The organism is Azospirillum brasilense, assembly GCF_001315015.1.
Classification (GTDB): Bacteria; Pseudomonadota; Alphaproteobacteria; order Azospirillales; family Azospirillaceae; genus Azospirillum; species Azospirillum brasilense.
The window spans coordinates 536,405-559,012 of sequence record NZ_CP012915.1 but is presented as its reverse complement, the minus strand read 5'-3'; the positions used below and the strand labels follow the sequence as shown (position 1 = coordinate 559,012).

The 22,608-nt window shown below is 65.3% G+C and carries 23 protein-coding genes and 2 pseudogenes; 24 read left to right on the top strand and 1 reads right to left on the bottom strand.

Translation table 11 applies throughout. The features are described 5' to 3' along the window. Window position 1 precedes the first annotated feature (1 nt). The 14 genes and pseudogenes from nrfD to AMK58_RS16220 all read left to right on the top strand — a co-directional run bounded on the left by nrfD (window position 2) and on the right by AMK58_RS16220 (window position 10,463). Window positions 2-1,345: an NrfD/PsrC family molybdoenzyme membrane anchor subunit gene (nrfD, locus tag AMK58_RS16285; RefSeq protein ID WP_035676472.1), complete on the top strand. Its 1,344-nt coding sequence runs from the start codon at window positions 2-4 to the stop codon at window positions 1,343-1,345. Beyond that, on the top strand, window positions 1,346-1,885 hold the full coding sequence (locus AMK58_RS16280; protein WP_035676474.1) for a DUF3341 domain-containing protein: 540 nt from the start codon (window positions 1,346-1,348) through the stop codon (window positions 1,883-1,885). Continuing rightward, complete coding sequence (locus AMK58_RS16275; protein ID WP_059399189.1) at window positions 1,882-2,412, top strand: c-type cytochrome; 531 nt, start codon at window positions 1,882-1,884, stop codon at window positions 2,410-2,412. Before AMK58_RS16280 ends, AMK58_RS16275 begins: the two co-directional genes overlap by 4 nt. Continuing rightward, window positions 2,409-3,371 carry a hypothetical protein gene (locus AMK58_RS16270; protein WP_051140422.1) on the top strand — a complete coding sequence of 321 codons (963 nt, stop codon included), beginning with the start codon at window positions 2,409-2,411 and terminating at the stop codon, window positions 3,369-3,371. Before AMK58_RS16275 ends, AMK58_RS16270 begins: the two co-directional genes overlap by 4 nt. Next, window positions 3,364-3,771 (top strand): hypothetical protein, encoded by a 408-nt coding sequence (locus AMK58_RS16265; RefSeq protein ID WP_059399188.1) that lies wholly within the window; start codon window positions 3,364-3,366, stop codon window positions 3,769-3,771. Before AMK58_RS16270 ends, AMK58_RS16265 begins: the two co-directional genes overlap by 8 nt. Next, the gene (locus tag AMK58_RS16260; protein WP_059399187.1) at window positions 3,768-4,526 is read left to right on the top strand and encodes an SCO family protein; all 759 of its coding nucleotides are present in this window, start codon (window positions 3,768-3,770) and stop codon (window positions 4,524-4,526) included. Before AMK58_RS16265 ends, AMK58_RS16260 begins: the two co-directional genes overlap by 4 nt. Further along, window positions 4,523-5,470, top strand: a complete 948-nt coding sequence (gene coxB / locus AMK58_RS16255) for a cytochrome c oxidase subunit II (protein ID WP_035676478.1) — start codon at window positions 4,523-4,525, stop codon at window positions 5,468-5,470. The genes AMK58_RS16260 and coxB overlap by 4 nt, the downstream gene beginning before the upstream one ends. After that, window positions 5,467-7,116, top strand: coding sequence for a cytochrome c oxidase subunit I (locus AMK58_RS16250; RefSeq protein WP_035676479.1), 1,650 nt, complete (start codon window positions 5,467-5,469; stop codon window positions 7,114-7,116). The genes coxB and AMK58_RS16250 overlap by 4 nt, the downstream gene beginning before the upstream one ends. Continuing rightward, window positions 7,113-7,733: a cytochrome c oxidase subunit 3 gene (locus AMK58_RS16245; RefSeq protein WP_035676480.1), complete on the top strand. Its 621-nt coding sequence runs from the start codon at window positions 7,113-7,115 to the stop codon at window positions 7,731-7,733. The genes AMK58_RS16250 and AMK58_RS16245 overlap by 4 nt, the downstream gene beginning before the upstream one ends. A gap of 5 nt (window positions 7,734-7,738) precedes the next feature. Next, window positions 7,739-8,005: a cytochrome C oxidase subunit IV family protein gene (locus AMK58_RS16240; protein ID WP_059399186.1), complete on the top strand. Its 267-nt coding sequence runs from the start codon at window positions 7,739-7,741 to the stop codon at window positions 8,003-8,005. Between the two features lie 86 nt (window positions 8,006-8,091). Further along, a pseudogene (locus tag AMK58_RS29660) lies at window positions 8,092-8,325 on the top strand (Rieske (2Fe-2S) protein); the annotation flags it as partial. A gap of 95 nt (window positions 8,326-8,420) precedes the next feature. Further along, on the top strand, window positions 8,421-8,675 hold the full coding sequence (locus tag AMK58_RS16230) for a hypothetical protein (RefSeq protein ID WP_035676483.1): 255 nt from the start codon (window positions 8,421-8,423) through the stop codon (window positions 8,673-8,675). 56 nt (window positions 8,676-8,731) lie between these two features. Further along, the gene (locus tag AMK58_RS16225; RefSeq protein WP_035676486.1) at window positions 8,732-9,514 is read left to right on the top strand and encodes a Crp/Fnr family transcriptional regulator; all 783 of its coding nucleotides are present in this window, start codon (window positions 8,732-8,734) and stop codon (window positions 9,512-9,514) included. 136 nt (window positions 9,515-9,650) lie between these two features. Further along, a complete protein-coding gene (locus AMK58_RS16220; protein ID WP_059399184.1) occupies window positions 9,651-10,463 on the top strand; it encodes a sigma-70 family RNA polymerase sigma factor in 813 nt (270 codons plus the stop codon). A gap of 136 nt (window positions 10,464-10,599) precedes the next feature. Here AMK58_RS16220 and AMK58_RS16215 read toward each other — a convergent pair. Next, a pseudogene (locus AMK58_RS16215) lies at window positions 10,600-10,851 on the bottom strand (integrase core domain-containing protein); the annotation flags it as partial. A 163-nt stretch (window positions 10,852-11,014) separates the two neighbouring features. On the opposite strand from AMK58_RS16215, the gene AMK58_RS16210 reads away from it, so the two are divergent. The 10 genes from AMK58_RS16210 to AMK58_RS16165 all read left to right on the top strand — a co-directional run bounded on the left by AMK58_RS16210 (window position 11,015) and on the right by AMK58_RS16165 (window position 22,607). Then, complete coding sequence (locus AMK58_RS16210; RefSeq protein ID WP_051140426.1) at window positions 11,015-12,463, top strand: MmgE/PrpD family protein; 1,449 nt, start codon at window positions 11,015-11,017, stop codon at window positions 12,461-12,463. A gap of 359 nt (window positions 12,464-12,822) precedes the next feature. Beyond that, window positions 12,823-14,382: an ABC transporter substrate-binding protein gene (locus AMK58_RS16205; protein ID WP_079285377.1), complete on the top strand. Its 1,560-nt coding sequence runs from the start codon at window positions 12,823-12,825 to the stop codon at window positions 14,380-14,382. Window positions 14,383-14,389: 7 nt separating this feature from the next. Next, on the top strand, window positions 14,390-15,346 hold the full coding sequence (locus tag AMK58_RS16200; RefSeq protein ID WP_051140427.1) for an ABC transporter permease: 957 nt from the start codon (window positions 14,390-14,392) through the stop codon (window positions 15,344-15,346). Continuing rightward, window positions 15,343-16,182, top strand: a complete 840-nt coding sequence (locus AMK58_RS16195; protein ID WP_035676494.1) for an ABC transporter permease — start codon at window positions 15,343-15,345, stop codon at window positions 16,180-16,182. The genes AMK58_RS16200 and AMK58_RS16195 overlap by 4 nt, the downstream gene beginning before the upstream one ends. Continuing rightward, complete coding sequence (locus AMK58_RS16190) at window positions 16,182-17,147, top strand: ABC transporter ATP-binding protein (protein ID WP_035676497.1); 966 nt, start codon at window positions 16,182-16,184, stop codon at window positions 17,145-17,147. Before AMK58_RS16195 ends, AMK58_RS16190 begins: the two co-directional genes overlap by 1 nt. After that, complete coding sequence (locus AMK58_RS16185) at window positions 17,137-18,087, top strand: ABC transporter ATP-binding protein (RefSeq protein ID WP_035676500.1); 951 nt, start codon at window positions 17,137-17,139, stop codon at window positions 18,085-18,087. The genes AMK58_RS16190 and AMK58_RS16185 overlap by 11 nt, the downstream gene beginning before the upstream one ends. Window positions 18,088-18,119: 32 nt before the next feature. Beyond that, the gene (locus AMK58_RS16180) at window positions 18,120-18,935 is read left to right on the top strand and encodes an SDR family NAD(P)-dependent oxidoreductase (protein WP_158283130.1); all 816 of its coding nucleotides are present in this window, start codon (window positions 18,120-18,122) and stop codon (window positions 18,933-18,935) included. Window positions 18,936-18,963: 28 nt separating this feature from the next. Then, complete coding sequence (locus tag AMK58_RS16175) at window positions 18,964-19,920, top strand: LysR substrate-binding domain-containing protein (protein ID WP_051140429.1); 957 nt, start codon at window positions 18,964-18,966, stop codon at window positions 19,918-19,920. 99 nt (window positions 19,921-20,019) lie between these two features. Continuing rightward, window positions 20,020-20,928 (top strand): LysR substrate-binding domain-containing protein, encoded by a 909-nt coding sequence (locus AMK58_RS16170; RefSeq protein ID WP_035676503.1) that lies wholly within the window; start codon window positions 20,020-20,022, stop codon window positions 20,926-20,928. A gap of 107 nt (window positions 20,929-21,035) precedes the next feature. Then, window positions 21,036-22,607 (top strand): FAD-dependent oxidoreductase, encoded by a 1,572-nt coding sequence (locus AMK58_RS16165; RefSeq protein ID WP_051140430.1) that lies wholly within the window; start codon window positions 21,036-21,038, stop codon window positions 22,605-22,607. Window position 22,608 lies beyond the last annotated feature (1 nt).

Below are 22,608 nucleotides of genomic sequence, written 5' to 3'. Positions count from 1 at the left end.
CATGGCCGAGGGCAAGTCGCTTCCCGCCGACCTCAGCGACCGCGGCGTTACCGCGCAGATCGCCGGCGCCGTCCTGCACCCGCCGGGCTCGGGTTGGGCGTGGCTGGCCGTGCTGGGGGCAAGCGGCCTTCTGGTGGCGATGCTGCTGGTGTCGATCTTCTGGCTGTTCTTCAAGGGGGTCGGCGTCTGGGGCATCAACATCCCGGTCAACTGGGGCATCGCCATCTCCAACACCGTCTGGTGGATCGGCATCGGGCACGCCGGCACCTTCATCTCGGCGGTGCTGCTGGTGACCGGACAGCATTGGCGCAACTCGCTGAACCGCTTCGCCGAGGCGATGACCCTTCTGGCGGCGACCTGTGCCGCCATGTACCCGGTGCTGCATCTGGGGCGGCCCTTCTACTTCTACTGGGTCATCCCCTACCCCAACGTCATGCATGTCTGGCCGCAGTTCCGCAGCCCGCTGGAATGGGACATGTTCGCCTTCTTCACCTACCTGACGGTCTCGCTGATCTTCTGGTACGTGGGCATGATCCCGGACATGGCGGCGCTGCGGGACACCGCCACCGGCCGGCGGCGGCAGGTGGTGTACGGACTGATGGCGCTGGGCTGGCGCGGCTCGGCGGCGCACTGGGCGCGCTGGCGGCGCGCCTACGTCATCGTCGCGGCCATCGCCGTGCCGCTGGTGGTGTCGGTGCATTCGGGGGTGGCGCTGCTGTTCGCCGTCGGTCCCATTCCCGGCTGGCACAGCACGATCTTCCCGCCCTACTTCGTGCTGGGCGCGGTGTTCTCCGGCTTCGCCGTGGTGGTCATGCTGGCCATCGTGCTGCGCGCGGTCTTCGGCTTCCGCGACCTGATCACCGACCGGCACATGGACCTGCTCGGCCAGTGGCTGCTCGCCACCGGGCTGATGACTTCCTACGGCTACGTCATGGACGCCTTCACCGCGTGGTACAGCGCCGAACCGTTCGAGCGCGGTACGCTTCTGGACCGCGTGGCGGGGCCGTACGCGCTGTCCTACTGGTCGGCGGTGGTGCTGAACTTCGTGCCTCTGCAACTGCTATGGCTGCCTTGGCTGCGGCGCACCATGCCCGTGATGTTCGCGGTGGCGCTGGCGGTGACGCTCGGCATGTGGTTCGAGCGCTACATGCTGGTCGAGAGCGCGCTGTCCCGGGACTTCCTGCCCTCCTCCTGGGGGCCGTACGTGCCGAGCCTGTGGGAGTGGATGCTGTTCTTCGGCCTCGTCGGGTTCTTCCTTTTCGCCTTCACGCTGTTCGTGCGCTTCCTGCCTGCGGTGCCCATCGCCGAGGTCAAGGAGGTATTGCACGAGGAACGGGAGGAATAGATGCCCCGGCCGCTCCCCCTTTACGGCCTGATGGCCGAGTTCGACACGCCCGACCAGTTGCTGGCCGCGGTGAAACAGGCGCGGGCCGACGGCTACCGGCGGCTCGACGCCTACACGCCGATGCCCGTGAGCGGGATGGGCGAGGCGCTGGGCACCAACACCTCGCCCATCGCCTGGGCGGCGCTGGCCGGGGGGGTGTTCGGCGGCGGCGGCGGCCTGTTCATGGAATGGTACGCCAACGTCGTCAGCTATCCCCTCAACATTGGCGGACGGCCCGAGGCGGCGTGGCCGGCCTTCGTGCTGCCGGCCTTCGAGCTGACCGTGCTGGGTGCCACGATCTTCGCCGCACTCGCCATGCTGGCGTTGAACCGTCTGCCGCGCCTCAACCACCCGGTGTTCGAGGCTCCCCGCTTTTCCGCCGCCGAGGTGGACCGCTTCTTCCTGTGCATCGAGGCGGCCGACCCCCATTTCCGGCCCGAGCGCACCCGCGCCTTCCTGGAGGCGTGCGGCGCGGTGTCCGTGTCGGAGGTGCCGGGATGAGAGCGGTCCCCGTTCTCCTCGCCCTGATCCTGCTGACCGCCTGCGGCCAGCGCATGACGGAGCAGCCGAACCGCAGGGCGTTCGAGACGGACGAGCGCCTGCCCGACCGCCGCGTCAACCAGCCGCCGCCGGACGGTTCCGTGGCGCGCGACGAACTGGCGGCGGAGCAGGCGCTCGCCACCCGCCCGCGGATGACCGCGGCCCTGCTGGCGCGCGGGCGCGAGCGCTTCGAGATCAACTGCGCGCCCTGCCACGCCCGCACCGGCGAGGGCGACGGCATGATCGTGCAGCGCGGCTTCCCCCACCCGCCCAGCTATTTCGAGCAACGGCTGGTGGACGCGCCGGACCGGCACTTCCTCGACGTGATGACCAACGGCTACGGCGCCATGTACTCCTATGCCGCGCGTGTGGCGCCCGCTGACCGCTGGGCGATCCTGGCCTACATCCGCGCTCTCCAGCTCAGCCGGCGGGTCGCCGCCGCTGATTTGCCAAACGATCTGCGCGCGAAGCTGGAGGGCAGCCCATGACGATCCTCCGTTTCCTGCTGGAATGCTGGCTGGCCGCCACGATGGTGGTGCTGTGGCTGCCGGTCGGCGCGCTGGCGCTGCTGCTGATGGACCGGCTGTTCACCACCGGCTGGAGCCGGCCTCTGGTCGCCGAGCTGACCGCCGTTACCGGCACGCTGCCTTTCGCGGCGCTGGCTGTTCTGCCGGTGCTGCTGGGCGCTGGCTTGGTCTACCCGTGGATACACGAGGTGAAGCCGGAAAAGGCGTTCTGGTTGGCGCCCTGGTTCTTCGCCGGACGGACGGTGGTGTATCTGCTTGTGTGGTGGTTGCTGGCGCGATTGGCGATGCGGCCGAACATGGAGCGGGCGGCCGCCGCCGCCGGGCTGATCGTGCTGGGGCTGACCGTCACCTTCGCGAGCATCGACTGGATGATGTCGCTGGAGCCGGAGTTCGCCTCCTCCGCCTACGGCCTGCTGGTCCTGACGGCGGCGGCTCAGGCGGGGTTCGCGGCGGCGCTGGGCCTGCGCCTGCGCGACGGCCCGCCGCCGGAGCCGGAACAGCTCGGCCACATGGGTTCGCTGCTGCTGACGCTGGTGCTGAGCTGGGGCTACATCGCCTTCATGCAGTACCTCGTGGTGTGGTCCGGGAACAAGCCGCACCTCGTCTCCTGGTACCTGGCGCGCGGCGGGGCGCCGTGGGGATGGTTCGCCTGGGCGCTGGTGTTCCTCAAGGGCGTTCTGCCCTTCGCGGCGCTGCTGTTCCCGCCGGCCCGGCGCAGCCCGCGCGTCCTGGGCGCGTTGTGCCTGCTGATCCTCGCCGGGCACGCGGTGGACATGCTCTGGCTGGTGCTGCCGGCCTTCAAGGAGCACGCGGCCTGGCACCTGCCGCCGGCGCTCCTGTTCGGCGGCGCGCTGGCGCTGATCGGACGTGGCCTGCTGCGCCGGAAGAACCGATGGGTGGAGGCGCCGGGCCATGGCTGACGTGGACGATACCTCCCTGGACCGCAACTCGGTGGACCGCACCTCGCTGGAGCGTGGCCACGAGGTTGCCGACGTCCCGCCGCTCAAGCTGTTCGTGGCCGGGCTGCTGGCGCTGGCGAGCGTGGGCCTGATCCTTCTGCTGGTCTGGGGCATGACGTCGCTGTTCGTCGGCATGACCGACCGGCCGCCGGTCGCGTCCATCGCCCACACCCCTATCGAGCCACCGCCGCCACGGTTGCAAGGGTCGCCGGCCCGCGACCTCCAGGCGTTCCGCGCGGCGGAGGGCAAGGAGCTGCACACGCTCGGCTGGGTGGACCGTGGCGCCGGCCTCGCCCGCATCCCCATCGAGGACGCCATGGCGCTGCTGGCGAAGCGCGGCTGGCCGGAGGAGGGGAAATGATGCGGCTGCCGGCCCTGCTCGCCCTCCTGCTGGCCGTTTTGCCCGCCCTGCCCGCCCTGGCGGCACCGGCGCCGGACTTGTCCGACATCATGGCCTCGCCCCCGCCCGGGGCGCGCATCCCGGCCGGCGCGGTGACGGGCCTGGACGACGCGCTGGGCGGGCCGCCGGTCGTGCTGGCGCTGGCCTACTACACCTGCCCGAATCTGTGCGGGGTGACGCTGGGCGGCATCGCCTCGGCGCTGAAGGAGACCGGCCTGCGCGCGGGCGCCGACTTCCGCCTGGCCGCGCTCTCCATCAACCCGGCCGAGGGTCCGGTCGAGGCGGCGGCGGCCAGGGAGCGGGCGGTGGAGCGGCTCGGCAGCGGCGAGAGCCTGTGGTTCCTCACCGGCGGCGAGCCGGCCGTCCGGCGCGTGGCCGACGCGGTCGGCTTCCGTTATCGCTGGGATAAGGACCTCAAGCAGTTCCTCCACCCCGTGGGCGTCTTCGTGCTCGCCCCGGATGGCCGGGTGTCGCGCTGGATTTCCGGCGCGGGGTTCGACGGCACCGACCTGCGGCTGGCTCTGACCGAGGCCGGAGAGGGCAAGGTGGGCGGCCTGACCGACCGGCTGCGCCTGCTCTGCTACCACTACGACCCCGTGCGCGGGACCTACGACGCCATCGTCCTGAACAGCCTGCGTGTCGCCGGAACGCTGACCGCATTGATCGTGGGCGGCGGGATCGCCTGGGCCGTGCTGCGCGAACGGAGGCGGTCATGACCTCCTGGCTTCCCTTCTGGCCAGCCTCCGCGTCGGCCTACGCCGACCGCGTCGACCTCCTCGTCTGGGCCTTCAGCGCGCTCATCATCGTCCTCGCCGCACCGGTGATCATCGGCATGGTGTGGTTCGCGGCGAAATATCACCGCGGCTCGCCTGCGGACCGCAGCGACGCGCCGACCCGCGGCTTCTGGATCGAAGCGGACTGGACGGTCGTTCCCTTCCTGCTGGCGATGATCTTCTTCGTCTGGGCCGCGCATCTCTACTACATCGTGCGCACGCCGCCGGACGGAGCGATGGAGGTGGCGGTGGTCGCCAAGCAGTGGATGTGGAAGTTCCAGCACCCCGGCGGCCAGCGCGAGATCAACGAACTCCACGTTCCGACCGGCCAGCCGGTCAAGCTGACCATGACCTCGCAGGACGTGATCCACAGCCTGTTCCTGCCCGAACTGCGCTTGAAGATGGACGTGCTGCCCGACCGCTACACGAGCATCTGGTTCCAGGCCGACCGGCCGGGCACCTATGCCCTGCGCTGCACGCAGTTCTGCGGCACCGACCACGCGCTGATGGGCGGCCGCTTCATCGTCCAGGAGCCGAGGGATTACGAAGCGTGGCTGCAAGCCTCGGCGGTGGACGGCACGCTGGCGCAGGAGGGTGAGCGGCTGTTCCGACGCCTGGGATGCTCCGGTTGCCATGGGATGAATTCCGCCGTGCACGCGCCGGACCTCGCGGGGATCTACGGCACGCAGCAGCCGCTTGCCGACGGCCGCTTCGTGCTGGCCGACGACCGTTACATCCGCGACAGCATCCTCATGCCGAAGCGGCAGGTGGTCGCCGGCTACGAGCCGATCATGCCCTCCTTCGCCGGCAAGGTGTCGGAGGAGGAGATCCTGCGGCTGATCGCCTACGTCAAATCCTTGCCGCGCGAGGGGAGCAAGCAGCCATGACCGTCTACGCTCCCCCCGCCGACACTCCGAATGCCGATACTGCCTCCGCCCGCCCCCGCACCTACATCGAGGCGGGCTACACGCTGCGCTCCTGGCTTCTGACCACCGACCACAAGCGCATCGCCATCCTCTACATGGTCTCCATCACCGGTTTCTTCTTCCTCGGCGCGCTGGGTGCGGCGGCGGTGCGGCTGGAGCTGCTGACGCCGAAGCTCGACCTGCTGAGCGCCGACGGCTACAACCGCGCCTTCACGCTGCACGGCGTGGTGATGGTGTGGTTCTTCCTGATCCCGTCGATCCCCACGGTCTTCGGCAACTTCCTGATCCCGCTGATGATCGGCGCGCGCGACCTCGCCTTCCCGCGCCTCAACCTGCTGTCCTGGTACATCTACGTGCTGGGCGGTCTGTTCACCGCTTACGTGCTGGTGGCCGGCGGGGTGGAAACGGGCTGGACGCTCTACACGCCGCTCAGCACCAAGTACGCGCCGGGCCACACCGTCATGGCGGCGGCGGCGATCTTCGTTGTGGGGTTCTCCTCCATCCTGACGGGGCTGAACTTCATCGTCACCATCCACACGCTGCGCGCGCCGGGCATGACGTGGTTCCGGCTGCCGATCTTCGTGTGGTCGCACTACGCCACCAGCGTGATCCTGGTGCTCGCGACACCGGTTCTGGCGATGGCGCTGATCCTGCTGGCGCTGGAGCGGGCGCTGGGCATCGGCGTGTTCGACCCCGACCTCGGCGGCGACCCGCTCCTGTGGCAGCACCTCTTCTGGTTCTACAGCCACCCGGCGGTCTACATCATGATCCTGCCGTCCATGGGCGTGGTGACGGAGCTGGTCACCACCTTCTCCCGGAAGCGCGTGTTCGGCTACGAGTTCGTGGCCTTCGCCTCCATCGCCATCGCCATCATCGGCTTTCTGGTCTGGGGCCATCACATGTTCGTGGCCGGACAGTCCATGTACGCCAGCATGGTCTTTTCTTTTCTCAGTTTTCTTGTCGCCGCACCCTCGGCGGTCAAGGTCTACAATTGGACGGCGACGCTCTACAAAGGCCAGCTCGACCTGAGGGCACCGCTGCTCTACGCCATGGGCTTCATCGGGCTGTTCGTGTTCGGCGGGCTGACCGGGCTGATCCTGGCCAGCCTGGCGCTCGACGTGCACGCGCACGGCACCGCCTTCGTGGTGGCGCATTTCCACTACATCATGGTCGGCGGGGCGGTGTCGGCGTATCTGGGTGCGCTGCACTGCTGGTGGCCGAAGATGACCGGGCGCCTGTATTCCGAGTTCTGGGGCCGCATCTCGGCGCTGCTGATCTTCTTCGGCTTCAACATCACCTTCTTCCCGCAGTACATCCTCGGCTGGCTGGGCATGCCGCGCCGCTACCATTCCTACCCGCCGGAGTTCCAGAGCTGGGAAGTGCTGTCGAGCGCCGGCGCGGTGATGCTCGGCGTCGGCTACCTGCTGCCGCTGGTCTACCTGCTGTGGTCGCTGTTTTACGGGCCGCGTGCGCCCGCCAACCCGTGGGGCGCCACCGGACTGGAATGGCGCGTCCCCTCGCCGCCGCCCAAGCACAATTTCGACGAGATCCCGGTGGTGACCTGGAAGGCCTACGACTACCCGCCGGCCCGGGAGGAGCAAGGATGACGACCGAGCCCTTCGTCCACGCCGGGCAACGCGAGGAGGCCAACCACCTCGGCATGTGGCTGTTCCTCGCCACCGAGGCGATGATGTTCGGCGCGCTGTTCTTCGCGCTGACCGTGGTGCGCTTTCGGATGCCGGAGGGCGTGCGCCTCGCCAGCGGCCACCTGGACAAGCTGCTCGGCACGCTCAACACCGGGGTGCTGCTGACCAGTTCGCTGCTGGTGGCGCTGGCGGTCACCGCGGCGCGGCAGGGGCGGCAGGAGCGCACCGCCGGACTGCTGGCGGGCGCCGCGGGACTGGGCGTCGTCTTCCTGGCCATCAAGGCATACGAGTATGTCACGGAGTTCCGCGAGGGGTTGATGCCCGGCCCGGGATTCCGGCTGGCCGAGCAGCCCGGCGCCGAGCTGTTCTTCAACCTGTACTACGCCGCCACCGGGCTGCACGCGCTGCATCTGACCATCGGCGTGCTGCTGATCCTGGGCCTGTCGGCACGGGTGCTCGGCGGCTATCTGAAGGTGCCGGAGCGCAGCACCAGCGTGGAACTGCCGGGCCTCTACTGGCATGTCGTCGACATCGTCTGGGTGTTTCTCTACCCCACCCTCTATCTGGTCTCGCGGTGATCCCCATGCTTCGAGAGAACGCGACCTCCGTTCTGGTGTGGGCGGCGCTGATGGCGCTGCTGGCGGCGACCGTGGGCGTCTCGTTCCTGCACCTGGGCTCTTGGAACACCGTCCTGAATCTGGGCATCGCCGTCGCCAAAACCGCGCTGATCCTGTGGTTCTACATGCATTTCCGGCGAACCCGACCGCTGGTGCGGCTGGCCGGCGCAGCGGCACCCTTGTGGCTGGCAATCCTGTTCGGCCTGGCGCTCAGCGACTATTTCACGCGGTGAGGAGGACGCGGCGGATCAGCCACCGGTCGATGGGGTGAGAGGTGGCGAGGCCCAGCAGACCGATCCCGCCCCGCCGCACATCCGGGTGGCCGGTGGTGGACAGCATGAACCCTGCGGCCGACACGCTGGCGCTCGCCTCCATCGAGGTCAATCTCGCTCCGGTCGCGGCCGGGCGGTCCATCACCGTGACGTGGCGCGTCAAGCCGGTGTTCGTTCGCCACCGCAAGCCCGAGGAAATCGCGGCCGCCCGTTCGGTGACGGTGAGCGACCTTCCCGACCCGCAGCCGGACGACAAGCGCGTGCAGAAGCCGGAGTGGCTGACCGGACATATTGGAGGTGGAACGTCCCTGGAGAGCCGTCGTTGGCGAAGAGAGAACATCAGCGGACACCGGGACTCCCCGGCCAGGAGAACGACATGAAGACCGACCATTCCGATCACCGCCTCTCCGGAACCGCCGCCCGACGCCCCGACGACGATTGGGTGGGCGCCTATGGCTTCGGTGGGCATCACGGGCCCGGCTACGACCCGCAGCCGAATGAGGAACGCGATGCCTGGGACCGGGCGGCCGACTCCTTCCTCGCCTTCGCCGGTGACGAGGCCGCTGCGCGTCGCTTGCGCAAGGACCGCGTGCTGGCAAGCGGAGGACGCGAACGCGACCGGCACCGTTGAACGGAACGGAGCACCCCGAATCGCTTCCTCAGAGTGGTTCATCGCATGAACGGTCCATGGAACAGACGTCCGATCACGGCAACCCTTCCTTTCCCCGCCACGGTGCCCCCAACGTGGCCTGCCAGGATTGCACTCTGCGACGGTCGCGCCTGTTCAAGCAACTCGACGAGGATGAACTGAGCTATGTGGCCAAGCTACGGGATCGTCAGCTCGTGCGGCCGGCCGGAGCCAAGCTGCTCAGCTCGGGACCGGCCGGCGGCTTCATCTACACGCTCTACTCGGGCTGGGCGTTTCGGTCGATACAGCTGGCGGACGGCTCGCGGCAGATCGTTGAAATCCTGCTGCCGGGCGACGTGTTTGGCGTGCATGTGGCGCTGCTTGGTAACTGGGACTACGAAGTCACCACGCTGACGCGCGTCGTGCTGTGCCGGATAAGAGCACCGTCGCTGGACGATTTGTGCACCCAGGTCCCGGCGCTGAACCGGGCGCTGATCCACACACTGGCCGACGACAAGCGGCGCGCCGACAGCCGGCTCGCCGTGCTGGGCCGCACGCTGGGGCCCCAGCGCATCGCCTACCTCATGCTGGAGTTGGTCGAGCGGCTCGAGGGGGCGGGCGAGTTGAAGAACGAATGCTGCGACTTCCCGCTGCGCCGCCGCCACCTCGCCGACGCCACCGGCCTTTCGGGCACCCACGTCAGCCGCTCACTCGGCGAATTGCGGGAACGGGGGCTCGCCCATGTGGAGGACGGGCGCCTCACCATCCTCGATCGCAAGCAACTGACCAGTTTTGCTGGCTTCACCTCCCTGGGGCAGCGGATCCAGAGGCTGGTTCTCTGAAAGCCATTTATTAAATCGCGCACATATGTGCTGAACTGCGGAACTGATGCCGAACGCTGCCAGTTGGACTTCTGGCGCGCGGCAACGGCTTTCCGCCTGTCGACTGCCAGCCGCTTCGAGCAAGCAGGGGTTCGGCATGCCCACATCCTTCCGCGAGGACTTGCTGACGTGCATCCCGGAGTTGCGGCGCTATGCCTTCAAACTTGCGGGCGAGCACGCGGCCGCTGAGGATCTGGTGCAGGACTGTCTGGAGCGCGCGCTGAGGAACGCTGACAAATTCGAGCCGGGCACCAACCTGGAAGCTTGGCTGATGACGATCCTGAAGCACCTGTTCTTCACCGAATGCCGGTGCCGGCACCGACGCCCGCAGGTCGAACTGGACGAATACGACGGTGTCATCCCGCCGCCGCAGATCGCGCGGGTCGCCCTCGACGAGGTTGGAGAGGCGATCCGCGCCCTTCCGCCCCGGCAGCGCGACCTGATCCAGCTGGTAACCATTGACGGCGTTTCGTACCAGGACGCGGCCAACCACTTGGGTGTGCCGGTGGGAACCATCCGTTCACGGCTTTCCCGCGCTCGTGAGCAGGTCCGTCACAATCTGGAACGGAAGCGCACCGTACGGCCCCCTGCACCGCACGCCGTTCCATCCACTCCCGCTCCCCCGCCGTCCATTGAGGCGTTTTCGCCGGACACAGCCGCTCCCACTCCACGCATGCATCGACCGCGGCCTTCTGCGCTGCCCGTGTTCCTGGCGGCGCAGTGCCGGCGCATCGCGTTGGGTGCCGGACGCATGCCGCGCACCGCCGCGGCCCCTCGCTGGAGACGGCTGCGGCGCGGACCGGCGCGGGAGTGCAACCGCACACGGGGACCGCCGCCGGCTAAAGGCGATCGCCGCCTGTCAAACGGCTTCAGGAGCTGGTCCTTCCGCATCCTCGGTGCAGCGGCGTGACTGGAGCGTGGACGCTCAAGCGGCCGCCCTACAGGACGCGATGACGCAACAGGTCAAACTTCGCGCGACCGCACATGGACCTCTTGATCGTCTTCAGTGAACCGCTCCGGGTTTGTCGGAGGCCATTTGGCTTGAGTTACGCCGCCATGGCGATGTCCTCGACTTGAGCATAGTAGCTCGCTTCGGCCTCGGCAGGTGGAATGTTGCCGATGGGTTCGAGCAAGCGCCGGTGGTTGAACCAGTCGCCCCGTTCGAGAGTGGCGAACTCGACGGCCTCCAGGGTGCGCCATGGTCCCCGTCGGCGGATCACCTCGGTCTTGTAGAGGCCGTTGATGGTCTCGGCCAAGGCGTTATCGTATGAATCACCGACGCTGCCCACGGAGGGCTCCCAAACACCACCGGCCCGGTCATTTTGCACCAATGTCCCCGACCGCCCCACACTTCTGCATGCCCTTTTATATAACGTCAACGCATATGGAGTCGATAGAAGCGCATTTGATTTTATGTGCCTAGCTGAATATCGTTCACTTCCATTTCCTACGGAACGAACGATGCCGAGCACTACCGTAGCGGTCTCACGCTTCTTCTCCGAGTTCCAGCTCAAGGATGCGCCGGACGTCGTGCGTCATGAGGCCAAGCGCATCCTTCTCGACACGTTGGGTTGTCTTGCCGGTGGGCGGGCCTGCGAGATCGCACCGACGTCCGACAAACTGGCGCTCCTGCTCGGACAGCGTCTGGCAACCGGGGGCAGCACGCTCATCGGTCAGGGCGGCACCACGCTGCTTTCCGCGGTCTACGGCAACGCACGCATCGCCAATGCGCTTGATTTCGATGAGACCTTCCCGGTCGGTGTTCATTTTGGTGTGGCCGCGGTCGCGGCCGCTCTGGCGATGGCCGAAGAGCGTGGCGCCTCGGGCGCTGATGTTCTACGCGCTGTCATCGTCGGCTATGAACTGGGCGCGCGGATCGCGACTTACATCGGCCCGATGACTGAGGTGGTGGACGGCGAAGTCAAAGGCTTCTCAAAGGTTTGGGGCGTAGCGGCGCCAGTCGTGCTCGCCGCCATGGGCGCCGCCGCCGCTATCGCGCGATTGGACGAAGGCCAGTTTGCCCAAGCGATAGGACTGGCGGTTTCGAACAGTCCCCTGCCTGCTGGGGCGCTGTGGTCCAACGCGGTCGATCTGCCCAACTGCAAGTATTGTGACGCCGGTTGGTGCGCTGTCGCGGGGGTCTTCGCGGTGCTTTCCATCGAGGCCGGCTCGACGGGGTTTACCGACGCGCTCGATGGCCCGTACGGCCTCGCCCGGATGTGCGGAGTGCAGAACTTCGTTGAGGAAAGCCTGACGGCCGACCTTGGGAAGACTTGGCTGATTCCGAACGCCACGTACAAGCCCTGGCCAACGTGCCGCTTCACTCACTATCCGCTGACGTCGCTCGCTCGTATTCTCCGGCGGGAGACCATCGCCCCGAACGAGATCGAGGAAGTCGTGATCGAGACCGGCCCGATGGCGGCTTCCGCCCGATTCACCAAGCCCCTGCCACGCACCTTCGCCAGCCGCAGTTTCAGCTATCCACATATGGTCGCCATGCTCATCCGTGGCGTTCCGGCCGGGCCGGCATGGCTGGACGCCCAGTTCGTCACCGCCCCGGACACTCTGAGCATCGCGGAAAAGGTCCGCGTCGTCGCGCATGAGCGAGGCAATGACTTCGCCCACACGATGGAGGCCAACCAGATCCGTACCATGCCGGGTGGCGTCCTTGTCCGGACGGCAAGGGGTGAATTCCGCGACGAGGACGATTTCGCTCTTGGTGATCCATGGTCGGAGCACTCCCGACTGAGCGACGCCGACCTCACGGAGAAGTTTCTCGGCATGTGCGGGAGCGGTGCGGCCGACATTGTTGGCCGGGTATTCGACATCGAACACGAACCCTCGGCTCACTCGCTGATGCAGCGGCTGAATGAATGCCTTGAGGAAAACACCCGTGCGGACACCGCTTGATTCGTTGAGCCTTCGCTCATCCAACGTTGCGATCGGCGGCAGCCCGGCGCATCGCAGCGCAAAACCACAGTGTTTTGCTGATCGGGATGGAGGATTTTGGCTTGGATTTGAAGGACCATTCAAGCCGTCCACAGTCCCTTGAGGAAGTAATCATTTCAGAGAAAAGAAAATTTCACGCCGCACATCCGTAATTACAAGATAAAGCAAGCTTTCTTCATAAGAAGAAAATCGAAATAGAGATTTCTTCATGGTATTATGAATAAAAATTCAATCAATGCCGGTTAATTGTCTTAACATTCATTGGCCGAACTGGTTCGGCCAAACGACGATCAAAATCGTACAGAACAGAGGAGAAAAGAATGGACGCGTTGACTCTCAATCGACGGCAGGCGTTGAGCTTGGTCGCTGCAGCCGCCACTCTACCCATAAGTTTCCGCGCGCAGGCCCAGTCAACGACTTCACAATCGCCGGCATCTTTGCTCCGAGCGGCAATCACCGGATATACGGTCATCAATACATTCGATCCGGCCAAGGTCACGCAGTTGCCCGAAAGCTATGTCGTCTGGGCCGTGTTCAACGCGCTCGTCAAGTTTAACGAGAAAATGGAGATCGTTCCGGATCTGGCCGAAAGTTATTCATTTATCGATCCTACAACACTTGAGTTCAAGCTTCGGAAAGGCGTGAAATTCCACGACGGAAGCGATTTGACTTCCGATGACGTGAAGTTCTCGCTTGAGCGCGTGCTGGATGAAAAAACGGCGTCTCCGAACCGCGCCAAGCTTTCGTCCATCAAAACGATTGAAACGCCCGACGCCCACACCGTTCGGATCATCACGCAAGCGCCGTTCGCTCCGCTTCTGACCTATCTGGCCAACACGCGCACGGGAACGCAGATTGTGCCGCGGAAGGCCGTTGAGGCGCTGGGCAGCAAATTCGACCTCAATCCGGTTGGCACCGGCGCATATGTGCTCAAGGAATGGAAGACCGGAAGCGGCGTCAAGTTGGAGGCGTTCCCGGACTACTTCGACGGCGCGCCGAAAATCCAAACCGTGACGATGCCCTTGATCGGTGAGGAATCCAGCGGGCTGACGGCTTTGCAGGGCGGTCAGATCGATCTGACCTCGACGGCGCCGTTCGCTTCAATTCCGAATCTCGTCAAAGATCCGAAGATCAAGGTCTACAAGCAGACCGGCCTGAATGTTCGCTACATCGGGTTGAACGGCCGCAAGGCTCCCTTCGACGATCCGCATTTCCGCCGTGCCCTCGCTATGGCGTTCGACCGCCAGGCGATGGTCCGCTCCGTCGTCTTCGGCGAGGGCAGCCCGGCCACCGGCCTGCTTCCGCCGGCCATCGCCAAGCCCGGCCAGCCGGTGCCGCCGTCGCTGACCTTCAACCCGGCCGCGGCGAAGGCCGAGCTCGCGAAATCGAAATACCCCGCCGATACCGAGATCAAGCTTCTGATCTGGGGGCCGACATGGTGGCGTAAGATTGGCGAATTCTTCGTCATCCAGGTCAACCAAGTTCTCGGCACGAAGATTCAGATCGAAGCGGGAGAGAGCAATGCCGTCTTCGGCCGACTGCGTTCGGGTGACTATCAGGCTGCAGTCTGGGGGTGGCTCGGCTTCATCGATGCCGACGAATATCTGGGTGATTTGCTCGGGAAAGATGGGTCGCGCAACTTCCATGGATACAACAACCCGGCATTCGAGGCACTGCTTGAGAAAGGCCGGAGCGAGGTGGACCCGGCGGTCCGGCGCGATGTGTATCGCGAAGCGGAACTCATGATGCTGGAAGATATGCCGCTGATCCCGTGCTTCAACTCGAACGTTCACAACCTGTCGGTGCCGGGCCTGAAGGGCTTTACGCAGTTGCCCTATTCGAACTACGGCGATCAGTTCGCCAAGCTGCAACTCGGCTGAGGTTGAAATGGCATTCGCACTCCTACGCCATGTCGTGACGCGAAGCGCCGGGGTGATGATGCTGGCCCTGATGGGGGCGGCGGTGGTTTTTTTCGCCATGCGCGCCGCCCCCGGGGATCCGGCTTTGACCGCGCTTGGCGAAGGGGCCTCCACGGAAACAATCGCGGCCTTTCGCGCGCGGTGGAATCTTGACGAGCCTCTGATCGTTCAGTTCGGGTTGTGGGTCGCAAACGCCCTGCGTGGAGATTTCGGGCAGTCGCTGTCGATCGCTTCCGGAACGGACGTGTACGCGCTGTTCGCCAATCGACTGCCCAACACGCTCTTCATCGGTGTCTACGCAATCATCCTGGCGGTGCTGATTTCCCTGGTCGCCGGCACCGCAGCGGCGCTCAACCGGGGAGGAATTATCGACACCGTCGCAACGTCGATCGCGGCGGCCGGCATCTCCATGCCGGATTTCTGGATCGGCTATGTGCTCATCTATGCCTTTGCGCTCGGCCTGGGCTGGTTCCCGGCCTATGGCTTCATCTCACCGCTGGAATCCCCGACGGGGGCGCTGCTCAGCGGGTTCTTGCCATCGCTTGCCATCGCGGCGCCGATGGCGGCTTCCTTTACGCGAATCCTGCGCTCAGCACTGATCGACAACGCACACCGCGATCACGTACGTGTCGCCCTGTCGCTGGGGCACGGCAAGACCTTCATATTCCTGCACCATATCCTGCGCAACGCGCTGATTCCCTTCGTCACCGTCATTGGTCTTCAGGTCCGCTATCTGCTCGGCGGCACCGTGGTCATCGAGCGAATCTTCGGCATCAACGGCGTGGGATCTCTGATGATCGATGCTGCGTTCGGGCGGGACTATCCGATCGTTCAGGCCTGTGCCCTGACGTTTCTGCTGATCGTCCTGCTTGTCAACATCGTCGTCGACCTGATCTGCACCATGCTAAACCCGAGGATGAGATGATCCCTGTGCTGAAGCGGCTTGCCGCAAACAAGACTGCATTGACCGGAGCAATCATTTCGGTTCTGGTCGCGTTCGCCGTCGTCTTCGGCCCGATGATCTCCCCTTACGACGGGGATTCCATGGACGTCATGGCCATGCTGGCGCCGCCGAGCCTCGCCCATCCGTTCGGTACCGACACGATGGGAAGAGACGTCCTTACGCGGGTCCTTTATGGCGCCAGGTTGTCACTGCTGATTTCCATCTCGGGCGTGGGCGTCGCCGCCGTTCTGGGGTCGATGATCGGCCTGTTCATCGCGTATCGGCCGGGGTTCTTCAGCAACGTGCTGATGAAGGCGTCCGATTTGCTGTTCTCGTTCCCCAGCTTTGTCCTTGCGCTCTTCCTGATGGTGGTCCTGGGCTACGGCGTCTTCAATGTCGCGCTTGCGATCGCCTTGATCTACCTGCCGATCTTCGTAAGGCTCGCACGCAATCTCGCGCAGCTCATCGTGATGGAGCCGTGGGTGCAGGCAGCGAAGCTCTTCGGTCAGCCCACCCATTCGATACTGCTGAGGGAGCTGTTGCCCAACGCCCTTTCCCCGCTGCTGGTGCAGGCAACGATCGGCGTCGCCTTCGGCATCGTCATCGAAGCGGGAGTCAGCTTTCTCGGCCTTGGCGTTCAGCCGCCGGCCCCGTCGCTCGGGCTCGTGATGTCGGACGGGCGCGAATACTTCAACACCGCCCCCTGGGTGCTCACCATGACGGGCCTTGCCATTTCAATCGCCCTTCTCGGCCTGAATCTCCTGGGCGACGGCTTGAGGGACCTGACTGATCCGAAACTGAAGGAGCGCCTGTCGTGATGCCGACTCCTCTTCTGCGCGTGCGTGATCTGAGAACCTCCTTCGGTTCGGGTGATCGGAAAACCGAGGTGGTCAAAGGCGTCTCCTTCGATCTGAACAAAGGCGAGGTATTGGGCCTCATTGGCGAGTCCGGATCGGGAAAAACGGTAACGGGGCTCAGCGTTCTTCGACTCCTGCCCGACAACGCTCATGTGGAGGCGGCGGAGTTGACCTACAACGGTCGGTCGCTGTCCGAGGTCGGCGCCAAGGATATGCAACGACTTCGCGGCACCGACTTGGCCATGATCTTCCAGGACCCCGTAGGCTCGTTCAATCCCGCGAAGACCATCGGCTGGCATATCGTGAAGGCTCTGGGCCGGCATTCCGTCGGGTCGTCCGGGGACCTGAAGGAGGTGGCCGCCGACCTTCTGAAGCAGGTCAACATCCGGGAGCCGGAACGGACCATGGCGTCGTATCCGCACCAGTTGTCCGGCGGGATGCTGCAGCGTGTGCTGATCGCAATGGTGTTCGGGCTGAATCCAAAACTCGTGATCGCCGACGAGCCCACGACCAATCTCGACAATCTCGTGGAACGCCAGATCCTGGAACTTATCCGGAGTCAGCAACGGCAACATGACACGGGGGTCCTCTTCGTCACGCACGACTTGACCGTTGCCCGGCATCTCTGCGACCGGGTTGCGGTCATGTACAGCGGCCGCATCGTCGAAATTGGCCCGACGGAGCGAATCCTTGAGCGGCCGGCGCACCCCTACACGGCAGGCTTGCTGGCGACGGCGCGCTCCTTGGAGAACCGTGATGCGACGCTTTATGAGATCAAAGGCGAGCCAGGCGCCACGAGCTGGGAGAAGCGTTGCGCCTTTTCGGCGCGCTGCCCCCAGGTGACCGACCGTTGCACGGCTGCCGAGCCGACCGAGCGCACGGTGGAGTCTGGTCATAGCGTAAGGTGTTTCAATCATGCCGCATAACGTAGTCGACGTGCTGCCGGTGAGCGCCTCTCCGCTTATCCGCATTCGGGACGCCGTTCTCGAGTTCAAAATCGGCAAGGCTTGGGGTGCCAAGCGCGACCTCCGCGTCCTCGACGACATTTCGCTCGATGTGAACGAAGGGGAGATCATCGCCCTTCTCGGGGAATCCGGCTCGGGCAAAACCACGCTTGGGAAGTCGATGCTCGGTCTCCACCCGCTTACCTCCGGGAGCATCAAGATCGCCCCCCCGAAGGCCGCATCGCCACGTCGCCAGAACGCGCACGATCTGCAGATGGTGTTCCAGGACCCTCTGTCCTCGTTCAACCCGCGCTTCACCGTTGGTTCTTCGATCGCATTGCCGCTGCGCTTGCAGTTGAAGCTGTCCGAGGAGACCATTGCTGAACGGGTCGCCGAGTTGCTGAGCCGGGTTGGTCTCAACCCGGGATTTGCCCATCGCTACCCGCATGAGATGTCCGGCGGTCAGTTGCAGCGTGCCGCCATTGCGCGTGCGCTGGCGTTGTCGCCGCGCCTGATCGTCGCCGACGAAGCGGTGTCGAAGCTCGACGTCTCCGTGCGCGCGCAGATCCTCAATCTGATCAAGTCCCTGAACCGTTCGGAGAAGATCGCGTTCGTCTTCATCACGCACGATCTCGGGGTCGCGCAGTTCCTCGCCGACCGCGTCGCGGTGATGTATTTCGGCCGGATCGTCGAACTTGGCCCGGTCGATCAGGTCATGGACAGCCCGCGCCATCCCTACACGACGATGCTGATGAACGCGCGCAAGGGAGAGGCCCCGGTGGCGGACGAGGCCAAGCGGAGTGCGAAGGGCTGCAATTTTGCCAACCGCTGCCCGCGCGCGCTTGGCAAATGCCACGACGTCCGGCCCGAGGTGACCGCGTTCGGCGACGACCACGAATTCCGGTGCTTCAACCCCGTCTAGCGGCCGGCTCCAGCGGCAAAGGAGGACATCCGATGAGAACCGAGGATCGCGCAAACCCATCCGTTGCCGTGGTGGTCGGCGGAACCAAGGGAATGGGACGGGCCGCATCGCTGGCCTTGGCTCGGGACGGTTTCGAGGTCTTTGCCTGCAGCCGGGGCCAAAAGGACGTCGACGCCCTGTGCGAGGAGGGACGCCAGGGAAATCTGCGGATCGGCGGGGCCGTCTGCGACGTCGCGGACGAAGCGGCCCTGAACGGCTTCATCGATGCGGCCGCCCAGAGATACGGTCGCATCGACGCGCTCGTCTTCGCCGCGGGCCGGGCCTACCCCGGCAACGCGCTCGACCTCACGAGCAATGACTGGGATTCCTGTTTCCGGCTCAACCTGCGCGCCCCGTTCCTCGCGGCGAAACGGGCGTTGCCGGTGATGATCGCCGGCGGCGGAGGCTCCCTGGTCTTCGTCTCGACGATCTGGGCCTTCACGACGCCGCGCGACCGTCTGGCCTATATGACGGCGAAGTCTGGATTGACGGCGCTCGTCCGCGGGCTGGCGGTCGATCACGGTGGTCAGGGCATTCGGACCAACGCGGTCGCTCCGGGCTATGTCGACACGGAGTTTCTCCGGCGCTCCATCGAAATGATCCACGGCAGCGCGCAAACGCCGGAGGTTCTGGCGAACGTGCTCAAGGCCCATCCCATGGGACGGATGGTCCGGCCGGAAGAGGTCGCCGAGGCGATATGTTTCCTTGCCAGCGAACGGTCCAGCGGCTTTAACGGCCAGACCTTGATCGTGGATGGCGGGGCGGCGACCAAATTCTCATTGGCTGACGCCTGGCGACGAAATGAATAAACGCGGCCGCGTTGGCGGAGGCCAGATCGTGACGGATGCCGAGAAGACACCGAAGGGCAGCGCCAGAGACATCGGCTATGGCCAGTTGCGGTTGAGCGTTCGCCAGCTTGAGGCGTTCCGGGCCTTCATGCTCGCCCGCACCACGAATGGCGCGGCCGCGATCCTCGGCATTTCCCAGCCGGCGATCTCGCGATTGATCGAACAGCTCGAACGCTCGCTGCGCTTCGAGCTGTTCGACCGCAAGAACGGCCGTCTCGTCCCGACGCCCGAGGCGGACATCTTTTTCGAAGAGGTCGAACGGACGTTCGTCTCCGTCGACAAGATTTCGGAGATCGCGCGCGATATCCAGGCGGCCCGCATGGGCAGCCTCACCGTCGCGGCCATGCCGGCTCTGGCGCACGCGTTTCTGCCGACGGTCATCGCGCGCTTCGCCATGCGGCACCCCCAGGCCCGCATCTCGGTGCTGGTTTTCCCGTCCACCAAGATCGAGGAGTTGGTCTCGGCCCATCACGTCGATTTCGGCCTGGGCGAGTTCCCCTTTGTCCGCAGCGGCATCAACGCCGCGGAGTTCTGTCACACGCCTTACGTCCTAGCCATGCCGGCCGGGCACCCGTTGGCGGCCTTGCCGCAGGTGTCGGTGACGGATCTGGCGGGCGTGCCCTTCATCTCGCTCAGCAGCAACACGGCGGCCCGGCACGCCATCGACCAGCAATTCCTGATGGCCAACGTGCCCCTCGAGCAGTATTACGACGCTCAGAACTCCGGGGTCATTGCGGGCATGATCGCCCAGGGGCTCGGCGTCGGGCTGATCGATCCCTTCACGGCGCGGGATTTCCGGGGCCGCGGGATCGACGTGCGGCCGTTCGAACCGCAAATTCCCTTTCGTGTGGGCGTCCTCCATCCCGCCCACCGTCCGCTTTCCCGGGTTGGTCGCGAATTCCTCGGAATGCTCCAGGCGATCCGGAAAGAATGGGGAATCCGGTGAGCTGGCCTCCCTCGGGATGCTCTCCCATACACCGCGTTCGCGATCGCATGCATCCGCGCAGCACAGCCGCGACACGCTTGGCGGAACGCTAGGTAAACCATGAATCTCAGTCTCTTCGAAGCCTTTCGCGCGATTATGCAGACTGGCACCGTAAGCGGCGCGGCGGAAATTCTCGGACGCAGCCAGCCGGCGGTCAGCCGTATGATGGACCGTCTGGAGTACGAGATTGGCCTGACCTTGTTTGTCCGCCGCAAAGGTCGGGTATCGCCAACCGCCGCGGCACATCATCTGCTGGACGAGGTGGAACGCGCCTTCGTCTCGCTTTCCTCCCTGCAGGACTTCGCCCGCCGCCTTCAGGAAGGCGATGAGGGCGAGGTGGCCTGCTCCGTCATGCCGGCGCTCGGCATCGATTTCATGCCGCAGGTCATAAGCCGCTTCCACGCCAGCCATCCGCGCACGCGCGTCACTCTGAACGTCCGCATGTCGGCCAATGTCGAGGATTGGGCAGCGACGCAGCAGGTGGATTTCGGCTTGGCGGAGACGCCCTTCAAACGGTCCGGTTTCCGCACCGAGCTGTTCAGCGAAGCTCCCTACGTCGCCGCTGTCCCCGCCGGTCATCCACTGGCGGACCGCGACGATATCCGCGCGCGCGACTTGGCGGAGTTTCCCCTGCTGTCATGGTCACCCTTCGCCGCCGTGAACCGGATGCTGGAGGAAGTGATGCAGAGCGCTGGGGTACGGCCTCAGCCCATCTGCACCACCACCTTCTCCTCTTCCATCTGCGGCATGGTCAGGCGCGGGCTCGGCGTTGGAATCGTGGATCCTTTCACCGCCGCGGCGCAGAAAGGCAACGGCCTTCGCGTGCTGCCCTTTGTGCCGGATATCCCTTGCCGCGTCGCACTGCTGCTGCCTGATACGCGCCGGCCGTCGCCGCTTGCGAGTGCGCTCATCGACTATGCAAAGGAGGAGCGCGATCTCCTGCTGCGGGGGCTTTTTGATGAAGCGTGAATATGCGGTTCACGCATAACGTAGGGAGTTCTTCTCATTTTGCGCAAACCTTTCGCTGCCGCCTAATGGCCTCCTACGCTCCACGTTACCGACAAAGGTCAGAGGCGATGGTACAGACCGCAGTGGCCGGCACACAGGTCAGGCAACAGGAACTGACACGCGATGAGCCGCTGTACGACGCCGTGATCATCGGCGGCGGTATCAATGGCACGGCGGCGGCTCTGGAACTGAGCCGGGCGGGATATTCCGTGTTGTTGTGTGAGAAGGGTGACTTTGCAGGCGGTGCAAGCGGGCGATCCTCCCGGATGCTGCACTGCGGCCTGCGTTACTTCGAAACGCCCAACCCGGTGCGCGATTTCGCCATGCATCCACGGCGCTTTGTCTCGGCGCTGTCCATGGCCAGGGCGGCCATGGAAGCCCGAGCGGATCTTGCGCAGGACGACCGGGTGGCAACGCGGCCGATTACCCTCTGCTTTCCCATCTGGCCGGACAGCCCCGTCCAGCGCTGGCACCTCTCGGCCGGCCTGCGGCTCTTGCAGGCGCTGCATACCAAGGGTCCGCCCCTCGATGCCCGCATCCTTGGCGCGGCCGAAGCACGCAGCCATCCCATGGCGCAGGACTTGCGTGATCTGGATCGCTTGCAAGCCATGGCGGCGTTCCGCGAATACCTGTTCGTCCATCCGGAGCGCCTGTGCCTCGACGCGGCCCTGGATGCGGAAGCCCACGGTGCGAAGATTGTGCTTTTCACAACGGCGCGCATCGGCGACCGGCAGCCGGACGGCACTTGGCGGATCGCATTGGAAACGCCGCACAGCCAGGACCATGTCCGGACGCGTACCGTGATCAACATGGCGGGTACCTGGATGGAGTCGGCGGGCAACATTCCCGGCCGCCTGGTGCGAGGGACCAAGGGCGCCCACATCGTCGTCCGCCTGCCGGAGCGCTACCGGGACCACGGTATCGCGACCATGCATCGCGGCGGCCATCCCTTTTACTGCCTGCCGCTAGGCGACGAGTTTTTCTACTTCGGGCCGACCGAAACCCCCTTCGAGGGCGATGCGACCGACGTGGCGGCTGATCAGGATGACATCGATTTCCTACTGGCCGAAGCCAACCATCTGCTGCCGGGCCTGGGATTGACGCGTGCCGATGTACACCAGACATGGGCGGGCGTGCGACCGCTGACATGGGACCCGCAGCGCCCGATGGGCGCGCGCGAGCGCATTCTGCATGACCTGGAAAGCCGCGGCATGCCGAACGTCTTCGCTATGACCGCCGGCCCTGTCATGAGCCACCGCAGCGCCGGCCGCGAGATTCTGGACAGGGTTCAGGGACGGCTCGGCAGTCGCGAGGCCGTAAATGCGCAGTCCCCTGCGAAGCCTTCGGTATCCGGCTCGGACTCCGTCCTGCCCAACCACGGAGTTGTGCCGAGGCAGGTGCTTCTGGATGCCGTGACTCGTGAACACGCCCGCGACCTCTATGGCGTGCTCGTGCAACGCACCGGCTTGATCTGGAAGGGGCTGCTCAGCCGCGAGGATGCGGCTGCGGTGGCGGATGTGATCGCCGGTCCGCTCGGCTGGTCGGAAGAGGACAAGGCGCGGGAGGTGGATACCTTCCTCGCGCTCCAGGCGCGGCGCTTCGCCCCGCCGACGCCAACGGCCTCGCCAATCCGGCAATAGA

Bases quoted from the DNA above. Each gene is read 5' to 3' on its own strand.
- nrfD (WP_035676472.1), top strand. From the start codon at position 2: ATGGCCGAGGGCAAGTCGCTTCCCGCCGACCTCAGCGACCGCGGCGTT.
- AMK58_RS16280 (WP_035676474.1), top strand. From the start codon at position 1,346: ATGCCCCGGCCGCTCCCCCTTTACGGCCTGATGGCCGAGTTCGACACG.
- AMK58_RS16275 (WP_059399189.1), top strand. From the start codon at position 1,882: ATGAGAGCGGTCCCCGTTCTCCTCGCCCTGATCCTGCTGACCGCCTGC.
- AMK58_RS16270 (WP_051140422.1), top strand. From the start codon at position 2,409: ATGACGATCCTCCGTTTCCTGCTGGAATGCTGGCTGGCCGCCACGATG.
- AMK58_RS16265 (WP_059399188.1), top strand. From the start codon at position 3,364: ATGGCTGACGTGGACGATACCTCCCTGGACCGCAACTCGGTGGACCGC.
- AMK58_RS16260 (WP_059399187.1), top strand. From the start codon at position 3,768: ATGATGCGGCTGCCGGCCCTGCTCGCCCTCCTGCTGGCCGTTTTGCCC.
- coxB (WP_035676478.1), top strand. From the start codon at position 4,523: ATGACCTCCTGGCTTCCCTTCTGGCCAGCCTCCGCGTCGGCCTACGCC.
- AMK58_RS16250 (WP_035676479.1), top strand. From the start codon at position 5,467: ATGACCGTCTACGCTCCCCCCGCCGACACTCCGAATGCCGATACTGCC.
- AMK58_RS16245 (WP_035676480.1), top strand. From the start codon at position 7,113: ATGACGACCGAGCCCTTCGTCCACGCCGGGCAACGCGAGGAGGCCAAC.
- AMK58_RS16240 (WP_059399186.1), top strand. From the start codon at position 7,739: ATGCTTCGAGAGAACGCGACCTCCGTTCTGGTGTGGGCGGCGCTGATG.
- AMK58_RS16230 (WP_035676483.1), top strand. From the start codon at position 8,421: ATGAAGACCGACCATTCCGATCACCGCCTCTCCGGAACCGCCGCCCGA.
- AMK58_RS16225 (WP_035676486.1), top strand. From the start codon at position 8,732: ATGGAACAGACGTCCGATCACGGCAACCCTTCCTTTCCCCGCCACGGT.
- AMK58_RS16220 (WP_059399184.1), top strand. From the start codon at position 9,651: ATGCCCACATCCTTCCGCGAGGACTTGCTGACGTGCATCCCGGAGTTG.
- AMK58_RS16210 (WP_051140426.1), top strand. From the start codon at position 11,015: ATGCCGAGCACTACCGTAGCGGTCTCACGCTTCTTCTCCGAGTTCCAG.
- AMK58_RS16205 (WP_079285377.1), top strand. From the start codon at position 12,823: ATGGACGCGTTGACTCTCAATCGACGGCAGGCGTTGAGCTTGGTCGCT.
- AMK58_RS16200 (WP_051140427.1), top strand. From the start codon at position 14,390: ATGGCATTCGCACTCCTACGCCATGTCGTGACGCGAAGCGCCGGGGTG.
- AMK58_RS16195 (WP_035676494.1), top strand. From the start codon at position 15,343: ATGATCCCTGTGCTGAAGCGGCTTGCCGCAAACAAGACTGCATTGACC.
- AMK58_RS16190 (WP_035676497.1), top strand. From the start codon at position 16,182: ATGCCGACTCCTCTTCTGCGCGTGCGTGATCTGAGAACCTCCTTCGGT.
- AMK58_RS16185 (WP_035676500.1), top strand. From the start codon at position 17,137: ATGCCGCATAACGTAGTCGACGTGCTGCCGGTGAGCGCCTCTCCGCTT.
- AMK58_RS16180 (WP_158283130.1), top strand. From the start codon at position 18,120: ATGAGAACCGAGGATCGCGCAAACCCATCCGTTGCCGTGGTGGTCGGC.
- AMK58_RS16170 (WP_035676503.1), top strand. From the start codon at position 20,020: ATGAATCTCAGTCTCTTCGAAGCCTTTCGCGCGATTATGCAGACTGGC.
- AMK58_RS16165 (WP_051140430.1), top strand. From the start codon at position 21,036: ATGGTACAGACCGCAGTGGCCGGCACACAGGTCAGGCAACAGGAACTG.